The 17,725-nt window shown below is 62.6% G+C and carries 13 protein-coding genes, 2 tRNA genes and 1 pseudogene; 14 read left to right on the top strand and 2 right to left on the bottom strand.

From position 1 onward, the window contains the following. Positions 1 to 108 precede the first annotated feature (108 nt). From F6S12_RS16780 to F6S12_RS16795, 4 genes are all read left to right on the top strand, one after another. On the top strand, positions 109 to 462 hold the full coding sequence (locus tag F6S12_RS16780) for an MGMT family protein (protein ID WP_015634389.1): 354 nt from the start codon (positions 109 to 111) through the stop codon (positions 460 to 462). 42 nt (positions 463 to 504) lie between these two features. Beyond that, complete coding sequence (locus F6S12_RS16785; protein WP_125062673.1) at positions 505 to 2,070, top strand: AmpG family muropeptide MFS transporter; 1,566 nt, start codon at positions 505 to 507, stop codon at positions 2,068 to 2,070. A gap of 129 nt (positions 2,071 to 2,199) precedes the next feature. Next, positions 2,200 to 3,915, top strand: coding sequence for a proline--tRNA ligase (locus tag F6S12_RS16790; RefSeq protein WP_015634388.1), 1,716 nt, complete (start codon positions 2,200 to 2,202; stop codon positions 3,913 to 3,915). 17 nt (positions 3,916 to 3,932) lie between these two features. After that, the gene (locus tag F6S12_RS16795; protein ID WP_011059599.1) at positions 3,933 to 4,886 is read left to right on the top strand and encodes a hypothetical protein; all 954 of its coding nucleotides are present in this window, start codon (positions 3,933 to 3,935) and stop codon (positions 4,884 to 4,886) included. Between the two features lie 64 nt (positions 4,887 to 4,950). Here the strand turns inward: F6S12_RS16795 and dinB are convergent, their stop codons facing one another. After that, positions 4,951 to 6,018 (bottom strand): DNA polymerase IV, encoded by a 1,068-nt coding sequence (gene dinB, locus F6S12_RS16800; protein WP_077933440.1) that lies wholly within the window; start codon positions 6,016 to 6,018, stop codon positions 4,951 to 4,953. A gap of 295 nt (positions 6,019 to 6,313) precedes the next feature. Between dinB and F6S12_RS16805 the strand changes: the two genes are divergently transcribed. From F6S12_RS16805 to F6S12_RS16825, 5 genes and pseudogenes are all read left to right on the top strand, one after another. Further along, a tRNA-Met gene (locus F6S12_RS16805) sits at positions 6,314 to 6,390 on the top strand. A gap of 192 nt (positions 6,391 to 6,582) precedes the next feature. After that, positions 6,583 to 6,659, top strand: a tRNA-Met gene (locus tag F6S12_RS16810). A 278-nt stretch (positions 6,660 to 6,937) separates the two neighbouring features. Then, positions 6,938 to 9,586 (top strand): bifunctional lysylphosphatidylglycerol flippase/synthetase MprF, encoded by a 2,649-nt coding sequence (gene mprF / locus F6S12_RS16815; protein ID WP_011059597.1) that lies wholly within the window; start codon positions 6,938 to 6,940, stop codon positions 9,584 to 9,586. After that, entirely contained in the window at positions 9,586 to 10,884 is a 1,299-nt protein-coding gene (locus F6S12_RS16820; RefSeq protein WP_123430172.1) for a virulence factor family protein, read from the top strand. Before mprF ends, F6S12_RS16820 begins: the two co-directional genes overlap by 1 nt. 98 nt (positions 10,885 to 10,982) lie before the next feature. Next, positions 10,983 to 11,138, top strand: a pseudogene (locus F6S12_RS16825) (DUF3077 domain-containing protein); the annotation flags it as partial. A gap of 167 nt (positions 11,139 to 11,305) precedes the next feature. Here the strand turns inward: F6S12_RS16825 and F6S12_RS16830 are convergent. Then, positions 11,306 to 13,147 carry a potassium transporter Kup gene (locus F6S12_RS16830; RefSeq protein WP_370059471.1) on the bottom strand — a complete coding sequence of 614 codons (1,842 nt, stop codon included), beginning with the start codon at positions 13,145 to 13,147 and terminating at the stop codon, positions 11,306 to 11,308. Between the two features lie 381 nt (positions 13,148 to 13,528). On the opposite strand from F6S12_RS16830, the gene rimO reads away from it, so the two are divergent. From rimO to F6S12_RS16855, 5 genes are all read left to right on the top strand, one after another. After that, a complete protein-coding gene (gene rimO, locus F6S12_RS16835) occupies positions 13,529 to 14,866 on the top strand; it encodes a 30S ribosomal protein S12 methylthiotransferase RimO (protein ID WP_011059594.1) in 1,338 nt (445 codons plus the stop codon). 117 nt (positions 14,867 to 14,983) lie between these two features. Then, complete coding sequence (locus tag F6S12_RS16840; RefSeq protein ID WP_152686002.1) at positions 14,984 to 15,457, top strand: GNAT family N-acetyltransferase; 474 nt, start codon at positions 14,984 to 14,986, stop codon at positions 15,455 to 15,457. Positions 15,458 to 15,539: 82 nt separating this feature from the next. After that, on the top strand, positions 15,540 to 16,250 hold the full coding sequence (locus tag F6S12_RS16845) for an rRNA pseudouridine synthase (RefSeq protein WP_152686001.1): 711 nt from the start codon (positions 15,540 to 15,542) through the stop codon (positions 16,248 to 16,250). 66 nt (positions 16,251 to 16,316) lie between these two features. Further along, positions 16,317 to 16,778 (top strand): DUF1456 family protein, encoded by a 462-nt coding sequence (locus F6S12_RS16850; protein ID WP_011059591.1) that lies wholly within the window; start codon positions 16,317 to 16,319, stop codon positions 16,776 to 16,778. A 127-nt stretch (positions 16,779 to 16,905) separates the two neighbouring features. Then, complete coding sequence (locus F6S12_RS16855; RefSeq protein WP_053149360.1) at positions 16,906 to 17,676, top strand: SDR family oxidoreductase; 771 nt, start codon at positions 16,906 to 16,908, stop codon at positions 17,674 to 17,676. Positions 17,677 to 17,725: the final 49 nt, after the last annotated feature.

Consider the following 17,725-nt stretch of genomic DNA (forward strand, 5'->3'; position numbering starts at 1 on the left):
AAGCCTTAGTCAGGACTGACCCGGGTATTGAGAGTGAGTTCAATACTCATCCGGCTTTGATCACCACAGCCGACCAGCGTCCCTCCTCTATTATCTGGAACCGCGAATGTGACCGAACACAGCGAAGAGCCGCAAAGCCCTGCACAGATCCGACGTACGGCGCTGTACCTGACCCTGGCCCAGGTCCCCGAAGGCAGGGTGGTGAGCTACGGCCAACTGGCGGAGATGGCAGGCCTGGGACGGGCGGCACGCTGGGTCGGGCGCACCCTCAGCCAGTTACCCGCCGACACCAGCCTGCCCTGGCATCGAGTGCTCGGCGCCGGTGGTCGCCTGAGCTTGCCGGCCGGCAGTCCCTCGGGCGACGAGCAGCGGGCCAGACTGCGTGGCGAAGGTGTCTCTATCCTGAACAATCGCGTGGATATTCAGCGCCATGGCTGGCGCCCGGTGGAGCACAGCGGTTAGAGTGCGCGCTTTGTTTCCGTAATCTGAGGCAGACTTCAGCCCATGCCCCGTAAAACCTGGCGCGCCGCACTTGCCGCCTATGCCAGCCCCTCGACGCTCGTGCTGTTGCTGCTTGGTTTCGCCGCCGGCATGCCTTACATGCTGGTGTTCTCGACTCTTTCGGTGTGGTTGCGCGAGGCCGGTGTGGCCCGTGAAACCATCGGTTACGCCAGCCTGATCGGCCTGGCCTATGCCTTCAAGTGGGTATGGTCGCCCCTGCTCGACCAATGGCGCCTGCCCCTCCTGGGCAAGCTCGGTCGACGTCGTTCCTGGCTGGTACTGGCGCAAACCCTGGTGATTCTCGGCCTGATCGGCATGGGTTTCTGCGACCCGCAAAAGCACCTTTCCTGGCTGATTGCCATTGCGGTGATCGTGGCATTCGCCTCGGCCACCCAGGACATCGCCATCGACGCCTACCGCCTGGAAATCGCCGACGACAGCCGCCAGGCCGCCCTGGCAGCCAGTTACATGTCCGGCTATCGAGTTGCCGTGCTGCTGGCCACTGCCGGCGCACTGTTTTTCGCCGAGGGCTTCGGTTCCACCGGTTTCAGCTACAAGCACTCGGCCTGGACCGGCACCTACGTGCTGTTCGGGGCGCTGATGATCCCGGCCCTGATCACCACCTTGCTGATGCGTGAACCCGCGGTGCCGCTGCGCACCCAACTGTCCGCCGGGCGCTACAGCTTCGCTCACCAGTTGATCTCGGTATTCGTGCTGATCGTGCTACTGGTTTCCGTTCCCGCCACCTTCACCCAGCTGTACAACACCGACTTCGCCAGCGTGATCTTCGACGGCGTCAGCCTGCTGGACCTGCTGCTGGAAGACCGCGCCTTCCTGCGGGCCATCCTCTACATCACACTCAGCACCCTGTGCCTCTCGGCCATGGGCCGCCGGGGCCTGGCGCCGGTGCTGACGCCGGTCAACGACTTCATCCTGCGCTATCGCTGGCAAGCCTTTCTGCTATTGGGGCTGATTGCCACCTATCGCATGTCGGACACGGTCATGGGCGTCATGGCCAACGTGTTCTACATCGACCAGGGTTTCACCAAAGACCAGATCGCCGGGGTCAGCAAGATCTTCGGGCTGATCATGACCCTGCTCGGCGCCGGCATGGGCGGCCTGCTGATCGTGCGGTTCGGCATCCTGCCGATCCTGTTCATCGGCGGCGCCGCATCGGCCGGGACCAACCTGCTGTTCCTCATGCTTGCCGACATGGGCCCGAACCTGAAGATGCTGATCGTCACCATTTCCCTGGACAACTTCAGTTCAGGCATGGCCACTTCAGCCTTTGTCGCCTACCTGTCGAGCCTGACCAACCTCAAGTTCTCCGCCACCCAGTACGCCCTGCTCAGTTCCATCATGCTGCTGCTGCCGCGCCTGATCGGCGGCTATTCCGGGGTCATGGTGGAAAAGTTCGGCTATCACGACTTCTTTCTCATCACCGCGATCCTCGGGGTGCCGACACTGATCCTGATCGCCATTCACTGGTTCCAGGAGAGCCGCCGCGCCGGGCCGAAACCCGAGCCCGAAAGCTCCGCCAACAGCACTGCAGTCGGCGAAGAATCCTAGAAAATCCCGGGGGTTGCGCACTTTTCGCAGTAGCCCCTGCCCCCTCCGAGCGCAATCCTGTACGCCAGCGGAACTCGCCCGTACAATGCTCCGTCACTTCCAGTCTTCAGCAACCGACAACGGCCTACCATGCGCACCAGTCAATATTTGCTCGCCACACAGAAAGAAACGCCTTCCGACGCGGTCGTGATCAGCCATCAGCTGATGCTGCGCGCCGGCATGATCCGTAAACTGGCTTCCGGCCTGTACACCTGGCTGCCGATGGGCTTGCGGGTGATGCGCAAGGTTGAAGCCATCGTTCGCGAAGAAATGAACGCCGCGGGCGCGCTTGAAGTGTTGATGCCGAGCACTCAGCCGGCTGAGCTGTGGCAGGAATCCGGTCGCTGGGAAGAATACGGCCCGGAGCTGCTGCGCTTCAAAGACCGTCACGGTCGCGATTTCTGCGCCGGCCCGACCCACGAAGAAGTGATCACCGATCTGGCTCGCAACGAGCTGAGCAGCTACAAGCAGCTGCCGCTGAACCTGTACCAGATCCAGACCAAATTCCGCGATGAAATCCGCCCACGCTTCGGTCTGATGCGCGGCCGCGAGTTCATCATGAAGGACGCCTACTCCTTCCACGCCGACCAGGCGTCCTTGCAGGTCACCTACGACCGCATGCACCAGGCTTATTGCAATGTCTTCACCCGCCTGGGCCTGAAGTTCCGCCCGGTTGAAGCGGACAACGGCTCCATCGGCGGCGCCGGCTCCCACGAATTCCACGTGCTGGCCGAATCCGGTGAAGACGATATCGTCTTCAGCAACGGCTCCGACTACGCGGCGAACATCGAGAAGGCCGAGGCCGTGCCTCGCGAAACCTCGCGCCCAGCGCCAGCCGAAGAACTGCGCCTGGTCGATACGCCAGACACCAAGACCATTGCCGCGCTGGTGGAAAAATTCAATCTGCCGATTGAAAAGACCATCAAGACCCTGATCGTCCACGCCGAAGAGCCAGGCAAGCTGATTGCCCTGATCATCCGTGGCGACCACGAACTCAACGAAATCAAGGCCGCCAACCAGCCTGGCGTTGCCAGCCCGCTGGTCATGGCGTCCGATGCCGAACTGCGTGACGCCATTGGCGCCGGCGCCGGTTCCCTCGGCCCGCTGAACCTGCCGCTGCCGATCATCATCGACCGCTCGGTCGAGCTGATGAGCGACTTCGGTATCGGTGCGAACATCGACGACAAGCACTACTTCGGCGTCAACTGGGAACGCGATCTGCCGGTTCCGACCGTGGCCGACCTGCGTAACGTGGTGGCCGGCGACCCGAGCCCGGACGGCAAGGGCACCCTGGAAATCAAGCGAGGCATCGAAGTCGGGCACATCTTCCAGCTGGGCAACAAGTACAGCAAGGCGATGAAGTGCGAAGTGCTGGGCGAAAACGGCAAGCCGGTGACCCTGGAAATGGGTTGCTACGGCATTGGCGTATCCCGTGTGGTGGCTGCTGCCATCGAGCAGAACAACGATGCCAACGGCATCATCTGGAGCGACACCCTGGCGCCGTTCCAGATTGCCCTGGTGCCACTGCGCTACGAAACCGAGCAGGTTCGCGAAGCCACCGACAAGCTCTACGCGGAACTCACCGCTGCCGGCTTCGAAGTGCTGCTGGACGATCGTGACAAGAAGACCAGCCCGGGCATCAAGTTCGCGGACATGGAGCTGATCGGCATTCCTCACCGGATCGTGGTCAGCGACCGCGGCCTCGCCGAAGGCAACCTGGAATACAAGAGCCGTACCGAAGCCGAGGCGCAAGCACTGCCCGTGGCCGACGTACTGTCCTTCCTTCAAGCCCGTATCCGTCGCTGAAACCAGATAGAGAAGTCATGTTCAAGCGAAACACCTTAAGCCTCGGGGGCGCCGCTTTATGCGGCGCCCTGCTGGTCAGCGGCTGTGCCAACCAGATGTCGCAACGCAGCGAACACGAGGAACGTGTCGAGCGCAAACTGCTCGATCACAGCCTGCAGATCGATGTCGGTGAGCCTAAGGTGCTTGAGCTACCGCAACGCCGAGTGCGCATTCACGAACAGAAGACCTTCGAAGTCACCGAGTTCGAGGTCACTCGCCGCTACGATCGCTACACGCCCTACCAACCCTGGCGCGAGATCTACGAGATCCCGCTGGGCGCGGTGGCACTGGTGGCGGGCGTCGGGGCCAATGTGGTCAATGTGTTCGCCCTGGGCAACCTGCCGGACAGCGTGACCAAGGACTGGATCAGCTACGGCGTGTCCGGACTCAACCCGTTCATGAACATGCCGTCCCATGGCCGTGCCCAGCAGAACCTGGCAGCCATCGATGAAGTCCAGCGCGACAAGCGCCTGGAGTATTCGAGCCTGCCATGGAGCGAGCGTCCGGTGCAGGTCAAGGCCGGCAAGCAGACCTACGAGCTGAGCACCGACCGCAATGGCGTGCTGCGCTTGAACCTGCTGGACAATCCGTTTTCCGAGCAGGACCTGAATCACATCGGCAAGCTGCAGATCAGTGTCGAAGACGCTCAGGACGAAGTGCATTCGGACTCCTCCCTGAGCATCAGCAGCGGCCTGCGCAGCAAGTTGCAGGAAGCCCATGCACTGATCTACGACGACCTGGAAGATGATGAGGTGAGCCAGTGGGTGCACCGGGTCAAGCGCCTGTCGGAGCTGGGCCTGGAGGAAGAAGCCAGCGAACTGGAGCAAAGCCTGATCGAGCTGACCCGCAACGATCCGGAGCTGCAGAACGAGTTCCTCAAGTCCCTGACCAAGAATGCCGGCCGCCTGGTGGCCGACCCCGGCAGCAACTGACCCCCTGTAGGAGCCGGCTTGCCGGCGAAAGCGATGCCTCGGATGGATCGCAACCGGCCAGCCCCTACACCCCCCCTCGGAACAGCTCCAGCTGTTCATGACCGCCGCGCATATCCTGCAGACGCACGCCAATTCCCAGCAGGCGCACCGGCTTGCCGCCGCGCTTGAAGGCCTGGGTCAGCAATTGCCGATAACTCTCCAGGTCACGCCCCGCCCCCGCCTGTTCCAGGGTGGTCTGGGTAAAATCATGAAACTTCACTTTGACGAAAGGCTTGCCCGGCCGGTAGCTGCTGTCGATGTGCGCCATGCGCCCCGCCAGGATCTCCATCAGTTCCGGCAACTTCTGCAGGCAACTGTCCAGATCCGGCAGGTCCACGTCGTAGGTATTCTCCACGCTGATCGACTGCCGCCGGCTATCGTTCTGCACTGGCCGCTCATCGATGCCCCGGGCCAGGCTCCACAGACGCTCGCCAAAACTGCCGAACTCGCGCACCAGCGCCAGCTTGCTCCAGTCCCGCAATTGCAGGCAGTCGACAATGCCCAGGCGCCCAAGCTTGTCCGCCGTGACCTTGCCCACACCGTGCAGCTTGCTCACTGGCAGCTCGGAGACGAAATCCTCCACCTGGTCAGGGGTGATCACAAACAGACCGTTGGGCTTTTTCCAGTCACTGGCGATCTTCGCCAGGAATTTGTTCGGCGCCACCCCGGCCGACACGGTGATGTGCAACTGATTGGAAACCCGACGGCGAATGTCCTGGGCGATACGCGTGGCGCTGCCGGCAAAGCTCGGGCTTTCGGAAACATCCAGGTAGGCCTCGTCCAGCGACAGGGGTTCGATCAGGTCGGTGTAGTCGCGAAAGATCGTATGGATCTCTTTGGAGGCTTCCCGATAGGCCTCCATGCGCGGCTTGACGATCACCAGGTCCGGGCACAGGGTCAGGGCGTGCCGGGAGGACATGGCCGAGCGCACCCCATAGGCCCGCGCCTCATAATTGCAGGTAGCAATCACCCCCCGTCGATCCGCTGACCCGCCCACCGCCAGCGGCTTGCTGGCCAGGTGCGGGGCGTCGCGCATTTCGATGGCGGCGTAGAAGCAATCGCAGTCAATGTGGATGATTTTGCGCTGCATCATATAAAGGCAGAGATCATGGAAGGCACAGGTCGCAATGAAAGCAGAAGGCAAGTATCTACCGACACCTGTATATAGCACCAGTACCTTGCATCTTCGCGCTGATCTTCATCAGGCCCGGCTGAATTTATCTGCTCAATGACAACAACACCTTCAATAGAGCTGCAAGCCCCGTTCTAGCTAGGCCCGAGCCTTCCGAAAAGCCCCTTCAAGGAAGCTAAGCGATTGAACCGGAAGCAATTTTCAAAATTTAATGATTGACAGGATCTGCCAGCTCTGTAGAATCCGGCCACACAGACGCGGGATGGAGCAGTCTGGTAGCTCGTCGGGCTCATAACCCGAAGGTCGTCGGTTCAAATCCGGCTCCCGCAACCAAACATCAAAAAAGGCTACTCGAAAGAGTGGCCTTTTTTGTGCGCGCGTGTTTTTCCCTACCTTCACGCCCTGTAAAACTCCTTGCAGGTCCATGACTTAAGTCGGCCAGCCAGGTTTTCGACGTTAATTTGACCTCTGGGACCATTAACGGTTGACACTCGGTCGTTCGCCTGTAGAATGCCGCCACACAGACGCGGGATGGAGCAGTCTGGTAGCTCGTCGGGCTCATAACCCGAAGGTCGTCGGTTCAAATCCGGCTCCCGCAACCAAACATCAAAAAAGGCTGCTCGAAAGAGTGGCCTTTTTTGTATCTGTCGAAAAAGTCCTTTGGCAACAATGATCTGACAATGTGTTGCGAACCTTTAGCAGCGCGTCGACTCTTCACCATGCAAGCTATGCTCTGTCTCGGGGCAACCACCTTGCGTTGATCGCGCAGGCTCGCCGGGCCACGGTGAGACGCGTTAATATTTGAAATTATTTTTTCTACAGGGATTGGTAACTTGGCTGGATACCCCCATCCTGTCGCGCACAATCCACGAGGTGATTGATGCGCGCCAACATGTCTGATTCACAAGACGCCGATACCGCTACCGCCACTCAACCCATTACAGTCACTCGCTTGCGCTGGCTGGACCTGTTGAGCAAATACCGCCAGCCGCTGGGCCTGGCCGTGACCCTGCTACTGTTCGCCATTGCCCTGATCGCCTGTCGCCACCTGCTCAGCGAGCTGGACTTCTACGCACTGCACGACTCGATCCTCGACGTGCCCAAGCCGGCCCTGCTCGGCGCGCTGGGCGCGACCATCGTCGGCTTCATCATCCTGCTGGGCTACGAGTGGTCCGCCAGCCGCTATGCCGGGGTCAACCTGCCCGGCCGCACCCTGGCCCTGGGCGGCTTCACGGCCTTCGCCATCGGCAACGCCATAGGCCTGTCGCTGCTCTCCGGCGGTTCAGTGCGCTACCGGCTGTACGCCCGCCATGGGCTGGGGGCCGCCGATGTGGCCCACATGACCCTGTTCGCCAGCCTGTCCCTGGGCTGTGCCCTGCCTCCGCTGGCAGCCCTGGCCACACTGAGCAACCTGCCGGCAGCCTCCGCGGCCCTGCGCCTGCCGGAAAGCCTGCTGGCGGGCATCGCCCTGGCCATCCTGCTGCTGGGAGCGGTGCTGGCCATCGGCATCTATCGCCGGCGCCTGCCGGAACAGCCCCTGCGCGACAACCTGCTGGTGCGCGTCGGCCGCCGCACCCTGCGCCTGCCCGGACGCCGCCTGACCTTCCTGCAACTGATCATCACCGCCCTGGACGTCGCTGCGGCCGCCACCGTACTTTATCTGCTGCTGCCCGAAGCGCCGCCGTTCGGCGCCTTCCTGCTGGTGTACCTGCTGGCCCTGGCCGCAGGTGTGCTCAGCCACGTGCCCGGCGGCGTCGGGGTGTTCGAAGCCATCCTGCTGGCGGCCTTCGCCGACAAGCTCGGTGCCGCGCCCCTGGCTGCGGCACTGCTGTTGTACCGATTGATCTACGTGGTGCTACCGATGCTGGTGGCCTGCGTCCTGCTGCTGATCAACGAAGCCCAGCGCCTGTTCCAGACCCGCCAATCGCTGCGGGTGGCGTCCGGCCTGGCCGCTCCGATCCTCGCGGTGCTGGTGTTCCTCTCCGGTGTGGTGCTGCTGTTTTCCGGTGCCACCCCGGAAATCGATACCCGTCTGCAACACATCGGTTTCCTGATTCCCCATCGCCTGGTGGATGCCTCGCACTTCGGCGCCAGCCTGATCGGCGTGCTCTGCCTGCTGCTGGCCCAGGGCCTGCGCCGGCGCCTGTCGGCGGCCTGGATGTTGACCACCATTCTGTTGCTGGTGGGTGCCCTGCTCTCCCTGCTCAAGGGTTTTGACTGGGAAGAAGCCTGCCTGATGACCCTCACCGCCAGCCTGCTGGCCGTGTTCCGCCGCTCGTTCTATCGCCCCAGCCGCCTCACTGAACTGCCGTTCTCGCCGCTGTACCTGGTGGCCAGCGTCTGCGTGCTGGGGGCTTCCATCTGGCTGCTGCTGTTCGCCTATCAGGACGTGCCCTACAGCCATCAACTGTGGTGGCAGTTCACCCTCGACGCAGATGCGCCCCGCGGTCTGCGCTCGCTGCTGGGCGCCGCGGTGCTGCTGCTGGTGGTGTCCCTGACCTGGCTGCTGCGCACCGCGCGCCCGGTGATCCACCTGCCCACCAGCGAGGAGCTGGACAAAGCTGCGAAGATCCTCATGGCCTCGTCCCAACCCGATGGCGGCCTGGCCCTGACCGGCGACAAGGCGCTGCTGTTCCACCCCAACGACGACGCCTTCCTCATGTACGCCCGCCGCGGCCGCAGCCTGGTGGCGCTGTACGACCCCATCGGCCCGACCCAGCAACGCGCGGAAATGATCTGGCAGTTCCGCGACCTGTGCGACGTGCACCACGCGCGCCCGGTGTTCTACCAGGTACGGGCGGAGAACCTGCCCTACTACATGGACATCGGCCTGACCGCGATCAAGCTCGGCGAAGAAGCCCGGGTCGACTTGCAGCGCTTTGATCTCGAAGCCAAGGGCAAGGAGATGAAGGACCTGCGCTACACCTGGAACCGTGGCACCCGCGACGGCCTGTCGCTGGAGATCCACGAGCCGGGCCAAGCACCGATGGACGAGCTGAAAGTGATCTCCGACGCCTGGCTCACCGGCAAGAATGTCCGCGAGAAAGGCTTCTCCCTGGGCCGCTTCAGCGACGACTATCTCAAGCACTTTCGCATCGCCATCATTCGTTTTGAAGGGCGCCCGGTGGCCTTCGCCAACCTGCTCGAGACCTACAGCCACGACCTGGCCAGCCTCGACCTGATGCGCGCGCACCCGGACGCGCCGAAGCTGACCATGGAGTTCATGATGGTCGGCCTGATCCAGCATTATAAAAATCATGGATATGCCCGCTTCAGCCTGGGGATGGTGCCGTTGTCCGGCCTGCAACCACGGCGTGGCGCACCGCTGACCCAGCGCCTGGGCTCGATGGTGTTCCGCCGTGGCGAACAGCTGTACAACTTCCAGGGCCTGCGCCGTTTCAAAGACAAGTTCCAGCCTGACTGGGAACCCCGTTACATGGCCGTGCCGGCAGGGCTGGACCCGCTGGTTGCACTGGCCGACACTGCCGCCCTGATCGCAGGCGGCTTGACTGGATTGGTGAAACGCTAATGATTCAACGCTCTTGGCGGTACCTGCTGGCGACCCTGGTGGTGCTGGCTCTGATTGCAGGTGGCGGCTACTGGTGGTGGAACCGCCCCGCTCCCGAACCGACCCTGGAACAACTGACTCAGGCCGACGGCTCGACCCTGACCCGCGTGACCCCAGGTACCCAGGCCAAGGCCCGGGTAGTGGTGGCAGTGCTGCCTGACGCGACCCTGACCGACAAGCAACTGCTGGCCCTGAGCCGCAGCGGCGCGGCGCAGATCGTCCAGGTGGTCCTGCCCAAGGACGACTGCAAGCTGCAGGAACAAGCCCTGCAGAACGCCCTGCCGCAACTCGCCGGCCCGGCCACCCTGGTCAGCGGCATCGGCCCGGGCGCAGCCCTGGCCTGGCGCTGGATCGCCAGCCAGAACGACGACAAGGCCCAGGCCGTGTCGGTAGGCTTCACCATCAACCCGGCGCCCGGCTGCACCGATCCCTTGCCCAAGACCCTGGCCCACGGCCATTGGCTGGTGGCCTGGAACGACAACCCGGATGACGAAAGCGCCGGCTTCGTGCGTGATACCCCCAACGCCACCACCAGCATCAGCGACTACGACATCCACCTGCCCCAGGTGCTGAACAACGAGTTGCGCAAGCTGCTGGTGGGTTCGGAAAACGGCGGCCTGAGCATCCCCGTGGTGGAAGTGCCGGCCGGCCAGACCAAGGACACCGTGACCCTGTTCCTCTCCGGCGACGGCGGCTGGCGCGACCTGGACCGCGACGTGGCCGGCGAAATGGCCAAGATCGGCTACCCGGTGGTGGGCATCGACACCCTGCGCTACTACTGGCAGCACAAGACCCCGGAACAGAGCGCCATCGACCTCACCGAGCTGATGCAGCACTACCGGCAGAAATGGGGCACCAAGCGCTTCGTGCTGACCGGCTACTCCTTCGGCGCCGACGTGCTGCCTGCCATCTACAACCGCCTGCCGGAAGCCGAGCAGCAGCGTGTCGACGCCATTATCCTGCTGGCCTTCGCCCGCACCGGCAGCTTCGAGATTGAAGTCGAAGGCTGGCTGGGCAACGCCGGCAAGGAAGCCGCTACCGGCCCGGAAATGGCCAAGCTGCCGGCCGCCAAGGTGGTGTGCATCTACGGCGTGGAAGAGGTCGATGAAAGCGGTTGCACCGACAAGACCGCCGTTGGTGAAGCCATGAAGCTGCCAGGGGGCCATCACTTCGATGAGAACTACCCGGCACTGGCCAAGCGCCTGGTGGATGCCATCGAGAAGCGCCAGGCCAAGGATCAGGCCACCGCTCAAGAGTGAGCCGAGCCTCGCCCGACAAAGCCCCCGCAGCCTCAGGTTGCGGGGGCTTTTTTACATCGACGGTATAAATGCCCTCACTGATTGGGGACGGATTAGGTTTGTGGGAAGCCTCCGACCTGCCGCCCCTGGCCAAGGCCTTTGCCAAGGACGCCGCCTACAGCAAGGACAGCGATCGTCACGCCTGGGCAGCGTACTACCTGAGCGCCATGGGCAAGGCGGTGGTGGACGATGTGGTGCAGGCGTTAGCCGCGTAACGACCAAGGGCGATCTCGGGGCCGGTGGGCTCCGGGAGAAACCGTCCTGTCATTAGCATCGATATCGATGGCCGGTCCGTTATCGCGAGCAAGCTCGCTCCTACAGGGCCGTGAAACGAAAAAGCCCCCGTTGCCTTTCGGCAGCGGGGGCTTTTGTTGGCTCGGGGTTACATCTCGACCTGGGTGCCCAGCTCGATCACCCGGTTCACCGGCAGCTTGAAGAAGCGCAGGTTGCCGTTGGCGTTCTTCAACATGAAGGCGAACAGCGCTTCGCGCCAGCGGGCCATGCCCACCAGCTTGGAGGCGATCACGGTTTCACGGCTGAGGAAGTAGGTGGTCCGCATGGGGCTGAAGTCCAGTTCATCCAGGTGGCACAGTTTCAGGGCTTCCGGTACATCCGGCTCGTCAGTGAAGCCGAAGTGCAGGATCACCCGGAAGAAACCTTCACCATAGGAGTCCACCTCGAAGCGCCGATTTGCAGGCACTCGCGGAATGTCCTCGTAGACCACCGTCAACAGCACCACTTGTTCGTGCAGCACCTGGTTATGCAACAGGTTGTGCAGCAAGGCGTGGGGCACGGCGTCTGGACGGGCGGTGAGGAACACGGCAGTGCCCTGCACCCGATGCGGCGGCTGTACGCGGATGCTGCCGATAAAGATTGGCAGCGGCAGCCCACCTTCGTCCAGGCGGTCCACCAGCAACTCCTTGCCGCGCTTCCAGGTGGTCATGAGGATGAACAGCACGATCCCCGCCAGCACCGGGAAGGCACCGCCCTGGACGATCTTCGGCACGTTGGCGGCGAAGAACAGCCCGTCCACCAGGAGGAAGCCCACCAGGAGCGGCACCACCAGCATCGGCGGCCACTTCCACAGCAGCAGGATCACCGCCGACACCAGGATGCTGGTGATCAGCATGGTCCCGGTCACTGCCACGCCGTAGGCCGAAGCCAGGGCACCGGAGGACTCGAAACCGAGCACCAGCAGGATCACACCCACCATCAGCGCCCAGTTCACCGCGCCGATGTAGATCTGCCCCTGCTCGGCGCTGGAGGTGTGCTGAATGTGCATCCGCGGGATGTAACCCAACTGGATCGCTTGGCGAGTCAGGGAGAAAGCCCCGGAAATCACCGCCTGGGACGCGATCACTGTGGCCAGGGTGGCCAGCACCACCAGCGGAATCAGGGCCCAGCTCGGCGCCAGCAGGTAGAAGGGGTTGCGGGCGGCTTCAGGGTTTTCCAGCAGCAGCGCGCCCTGGCCGAAGTAGTTCAGCACCAGCGCCGGCAACACCAGGGCAAACCAGGCCCGGGCAATGGGCTTGCGCCCAAAGTGCCCCATGTCGGCGTACAAGGCTTCGGCACCGGTCAATGCCAGAACCACCGCCCCGAGGATGGCGACCCCCATGCCCGGATGGACAATGAAGAAGCGCACGCCCCACATCGGGTTCAACGCCTGCAACACCTCGGGGTGCTGGAGAATGCCATTGACCCCCAGCCCGCCCAGAACCACGAACCAGGCCACCATCACCGGGCCAAACAGCTTGCCGATGCGATCAGTGCCGTGTTTCTGGATCAGGAACAAAGCCACCAGTACCACCAGCGCCATCGGCACTACCCAGTGTTCCAGGCCGCTGAATGCCAGCTCCAGGCCCTCTACCGCCGACAGCACGGAAATCGCCGGGGTGATCATGCTGTCGCCATAGAACAGCGCCGCCCCGATCAGGCCCAGAATCACCAGCATCGAACGCAAGCGCGGATAGGAACCGGAAGCCCGCCTGGCCAGCGCGGTCAGGGCCATGATGCCGCCCTCGCCCTGGTTGTCGGCCCGCAGGACGAACAGCACGTACTTGATCGAGACGACCCAGACCAACGACCAGAAAATCAGGGCCAGGATGCCAAACACCCCGTCGTGATTGACCTGAACCCCATAATGGCCGGCAAACACCTCCTTGAGGGTGTAGAGCGGACTGGTGCCGATATCGCCATACACCACCCCGACCGCCGCCACCAGCATCCCCAGAGGCTTGCCCCCGGAGTGCTCGCCACTCGCCGCCTGACTACTTGCCTGACCCATCAATGACTCCTACTACTCAAGACCGGGGCTTCTTATATAGAAAGCGCAAGGTTATACAAGCGCTATTCTCTTAAGTTGCGCAGTTTGCCATGTAATTTGCAGATTCTTATTACCACTAAGGCACCAACTAACACCGTATGAAAGCAACCGGGCATAACGGGACGAAGCATAGTCCAGCGCTCGTCGTATTTCCCCCGCATAAAGCTGGTCAAGCGCTTCGACCATCGCTAGAATTGCGCACTTTTTGATCAGAGGCGCAGCCAGCGCCCAACCGTCGCACTTGCCCCCCAAGTGGCTCGACACCCAATACCGAGGTTAGACATGTCCACCCCCTCCGCGCCGGCCAACCCGAAAGTCGGCTTCGTATCCCTGGGTTGCCCAAAAGCTCTGGTCGACTCCGAGCGCATCCTCACTCAACTGCGCATGGAAGGCTATGACGTGGTCTCCACCTACCAGGACGCCGACGTCGTGGTGGTCAACACCTGCGGTTTCATCGACTCGGCCAAGGCCGAATCCCTGGAAGTGATCGGCGAAGCCATCAAGGAAAACGGCAAGGTCATCGTCACCGGCTGCATGGGCGTGGAAGAAGGCAATATCCGTGACGTGCACCCTAGCGTGCTGGCGGTCACCGGCCCGCAACAGTACGAGCAGGTGGTCAACGCCGTGCACGAAGTGGTGCCACCGAAACAGGACCACAACCCGCTGATCGACCTGGTGCCGCCGCAAGGCATCAAGCTGACCCCGCGGCACTACGCCTACCTGAAGATTTCCGAAGGCTGCAACCACAGCTGCAGCTTCTGCATCATCCCGTCGATGCGCGGCAAGCTGGTCAGCCGCCCGGTGGGCGATGTGCTCGACGAAGCCCAGCGCCTGGTCAAGTCCGGGGTCAAGGAACTGCTGGTGATCTCCCAGGACACCAGCGCCTATGGCGTCGACGTCAAGTACCGCACCGGCTTCTGGAACGGCGCGCCGGTGAAGACCCGCATGACCGAGCTCTGCGAAGCCCTGAGCACCCTGGGCGTATGGGTTCGCCTGCACTACGTGTACCCCTACCCGCACGTGGACGAGCTGATTCCGCTGATGGCCGCCGGCAAGATCCTGCCGTACCTGGACATCCCGTTCCAACATGCCAGCCCGAAAGTGCTCAAGGCCATGAAGCGCCCGGCCTTCGAAGACAAGACCCTGGCGCGAATCAAGAACTGGCGCGAGATCTGCCCTGAACTGATCATCCGTTCGACCTTTATCGTCGGCTTCCCGGGCGAAACCGAAGAAGATTTCCAGTATCTGCTGAACTGGCTGACCGAAGCCCAACTGGACCGCGTCGGCTGCTTCCAGTACTCGCCGGTGGAAGGCGCTCCAGCCAACGACCTTGACCTGGAAGTGGTCCCGGACGAGGTCAAGCAGGACCGTTGGGAGCGCTTCATGGCGCACCAGCAGGAAATCAGCTCGGCACGCCTGCAACAGCGCATCGGCAAGGAAATCGAAGTGCTGATCGATGAAGTCGACGAGAATGGCGCCGTGGGCCGCTGCTTCTTCGATGCCCCGGAAATCGACGGCAATGTGTTCATCGACGGCGCGGGCGACCTGAAGCCGGGCGACAAGGTCTGGTGCCGGGTGACCGACGCCGACGAATACGACCTCTGGGCCGAAACCCTGTAAGGCGTAAAAAAACTGCCAAGCCCCGCTCTCGCCACGAGATGCGGGGCTTTTTTCGGTCTATCGTTTGCTCTGCCAGGCCTGCAATCACTGCGGCCTATCACTTCAGGGGCAGGCGGCATGCGCCAACACTCGGTCGTGCATACACCCAAACTCAGCGATTACCCGGAACTCACCCAGGTCTGGGAAGCCTCGGTACGTGCCACCCACGACTTTCTCCCGGACAGCTATATAGAGTTGCTGCGCAAACTGGTGCTGACCCGCTACCTGGACGCGGTGATGCTGATCTGCACCCGCGATGCACGCCAGCGCATCACCGGCTTTGCCGGGGTCGCGGCGGGCAAGGTGGAAATGCTCTTTATCGACCCGGCCCACCGGGGCCGAGGCCTGGGCCGCCAGCTGCTGCAGTACGCGGTGGAACACCTCAATGCCCAGCAGTTGGACGTCAACGAGCAGAACCCCCAAGCCCTGGGCTTCTACTTCAAGCAAGGCTTCGAAGTGGTCGGCCGCTCTGAGCAGGACGGTATGGGCCAGCCCTACCCGTTGCTGCACATGCGCCTGAAACAACCACAACTGCAGGCCCGACGCGGCTAAAAGCCACAGCCGGCAAATGGACCCGCGATTAACCGGCGCCAGGCAGGTACAATAGCTGCCCTCTTTTGTTACGGCCCCTGTCATGACTGACCCGATTCGTCTCTCCAAACGCCTCATCGAACTGGTCGGCTGCTCCCGCCGGGAGGCTGAGCTGTTCATCGAGGGCGGCTGGGTCACCGTAGACGGCGAAGTCATCGACGAACCGCAGTTCAAGGTTGGCGCGCAAACCGTCGCTCTGGACCCCGAGGCCAAGGCCACTGCACCGGAGCCGGTGACCATTCTGCTCAACGTGCCCGCCGGCCAGGACCTGGACAGCGCCATGCAGTCCATTGGCGCCGACAGCCTGTCCGAAGAACACCGCTACGGCAAACGTCCATTGCGCGGGCATTTCCTGCGCCTGACCGCCAGCGATGACCTGCAGCCCAACGCCAGCGGCTTGCTGGTGTTCACTCAGGACTGGAAAGTGCTGCGCAAGCTGACTGCCGACGCGGCCAAGATCGAGCAGGAATACGTGGTCGAGGTCGAAGGCGAGATGATCGACCACGGGCTCAACCGCCTGAACCACGGCCTGACCTACAAAGGCCGCGAGCTGCCACCGGTAAAAGCCAGCTGGCAGAACGAGAACCGCCTGCGCTTCGCCATGAAGAACCCGCAGCCGGGCGTGCTTGCGCTGTTTTGCCAGGCCGTCGGCCTCAAGGTCGTCGCCATCCGCCGCATACGAGTCGGCGGCGTGTCCATCGGCAAGGTGCCGCTGGGCCAGTGGCGCTACCTGTCGGCCAAAGAGAAGTTCTAAAGCCGCCCCCATTCAGACGCCGTGCCCTGGCGCGGCGCTCCACGCGCATTGATCAGGACTGTAACCATGATTCATAACGATGTACTGCGCAGCGTGCGCTACATGCTCGACATCAGCGACAAGAAGGTCGTCGAGATCATCAAGCTCACCGGCTTCAAGGTCAGCCTGGACGATGTCGTCAGCTACCTGAAGAAGGATGAGGAAGAAGGTTTTGTGCATTGCCCGGACGAAGTCATGGCGCACTTCCTCGATGGCCTGGTGATCTTCAAGCGCGGCAAGGACGAAAGCCGTCCCCCGCTGCCGATCGAACTGCCGGTCACCAACAACATCATTCTGAAGAAGCTGCGAGTGGCCTTCGAACTCAAGGAAGACGACATGCACGCCGTGCTCAAGGCGGCCGACTTCCCGGTGTCCAAGCCGGAACTGAGCGCGCTGTTCCGCAAGTTCGGCCACACCAACTACCGCCCGTGCGGCGATCAGCTGCTGCGCAACTTTCTCAAGGGCCTGACCCTGCGCGTACGCGGCTGAACCCCTTGCGCGGCCGCTGTACATTCTTAGCGGCCCTGATGAGCCGCTATTGCCCCAGGCAATAGTGGCTCCCCGGCAAGCGCCTGAGGACTAGGGTAGGCACACACCTATCTGCTCAGGACTTCCCATGCATCCCTATTTCTCCCTGCAAGGCCGCACCGCCCTGGTGACCGGCGGCACCCGTGGTATCGGCAAGATGATTGCCAAGGCCTTTGTCGAAGCCGGCGCCCGGGTGTATATCTGCGCCCGTGATCCCGACGCCTGCCAGCAGGTCGCCGAGGAACTGGCCGCATTCGGAGAGTGCCGGGGGCTGGCCGCCAACCTGGCCAGTGAGGAAGGCGTGCAGCAGCTTGCCGCCACTTTGGGCCAGCAACTCGACTCCCTGGACATCCTGGTGAACAACGCCGGCACGACCTGGGGCGCGCCACTGGAAAGCTACCCGGCCAAGGGTTGGGAAAAGGTCATGCAATTGAACGTGACTTCGGTGTTTAGCTGTATCCAGCAGTTGCTGCCGCTGCTGCGCCGTGCCGGCTCGGCGGCCCATCCGGCCCGCATCATCAATATCGGCTCGGTGGCCGGAATCAGCTCCTTCGGCGAACAGGCCTACGCCTATGGCCCGAGCAAGGCGGCGCTGCACCAGATGTCGCGGATCCTCGCCCGGGAGCTGGTGAGCCAGCACATCAACGTCAATGTCATCGCGCCGGGACGTTTTCCCAGCAAGATGACTCAGCACATCGGTAACGATGAACAGGCCCTGGCCGAAGACGTGGCGCTGATCCCGATGAAACGCTGGGGCCGGGAAGAGGAAATGGCCGCCCTGGCCATCAGCCTGGCAAGCACTGCGGGGGCCTACATGACCGGCAACATCATTCCTCTGGATGGCGGCTTCAGTCTCTGATTGATGTTGTGCAATTCGCCGGCAAGCCGGCTCCTACAGGTGGCGCGGG

The sequence above is a fragment of the Pseudomonas sp. JV245A genome (assembly GCF_032424515.1).
Taxonomy (GTDB): domain Bacteria; phylum Pseudomonadota; class Gammaproteobacteria; order Pseudomonadales; family Pseudomonadaceae; genus Aquipseudomonas; species Aquipseudomonas protegens.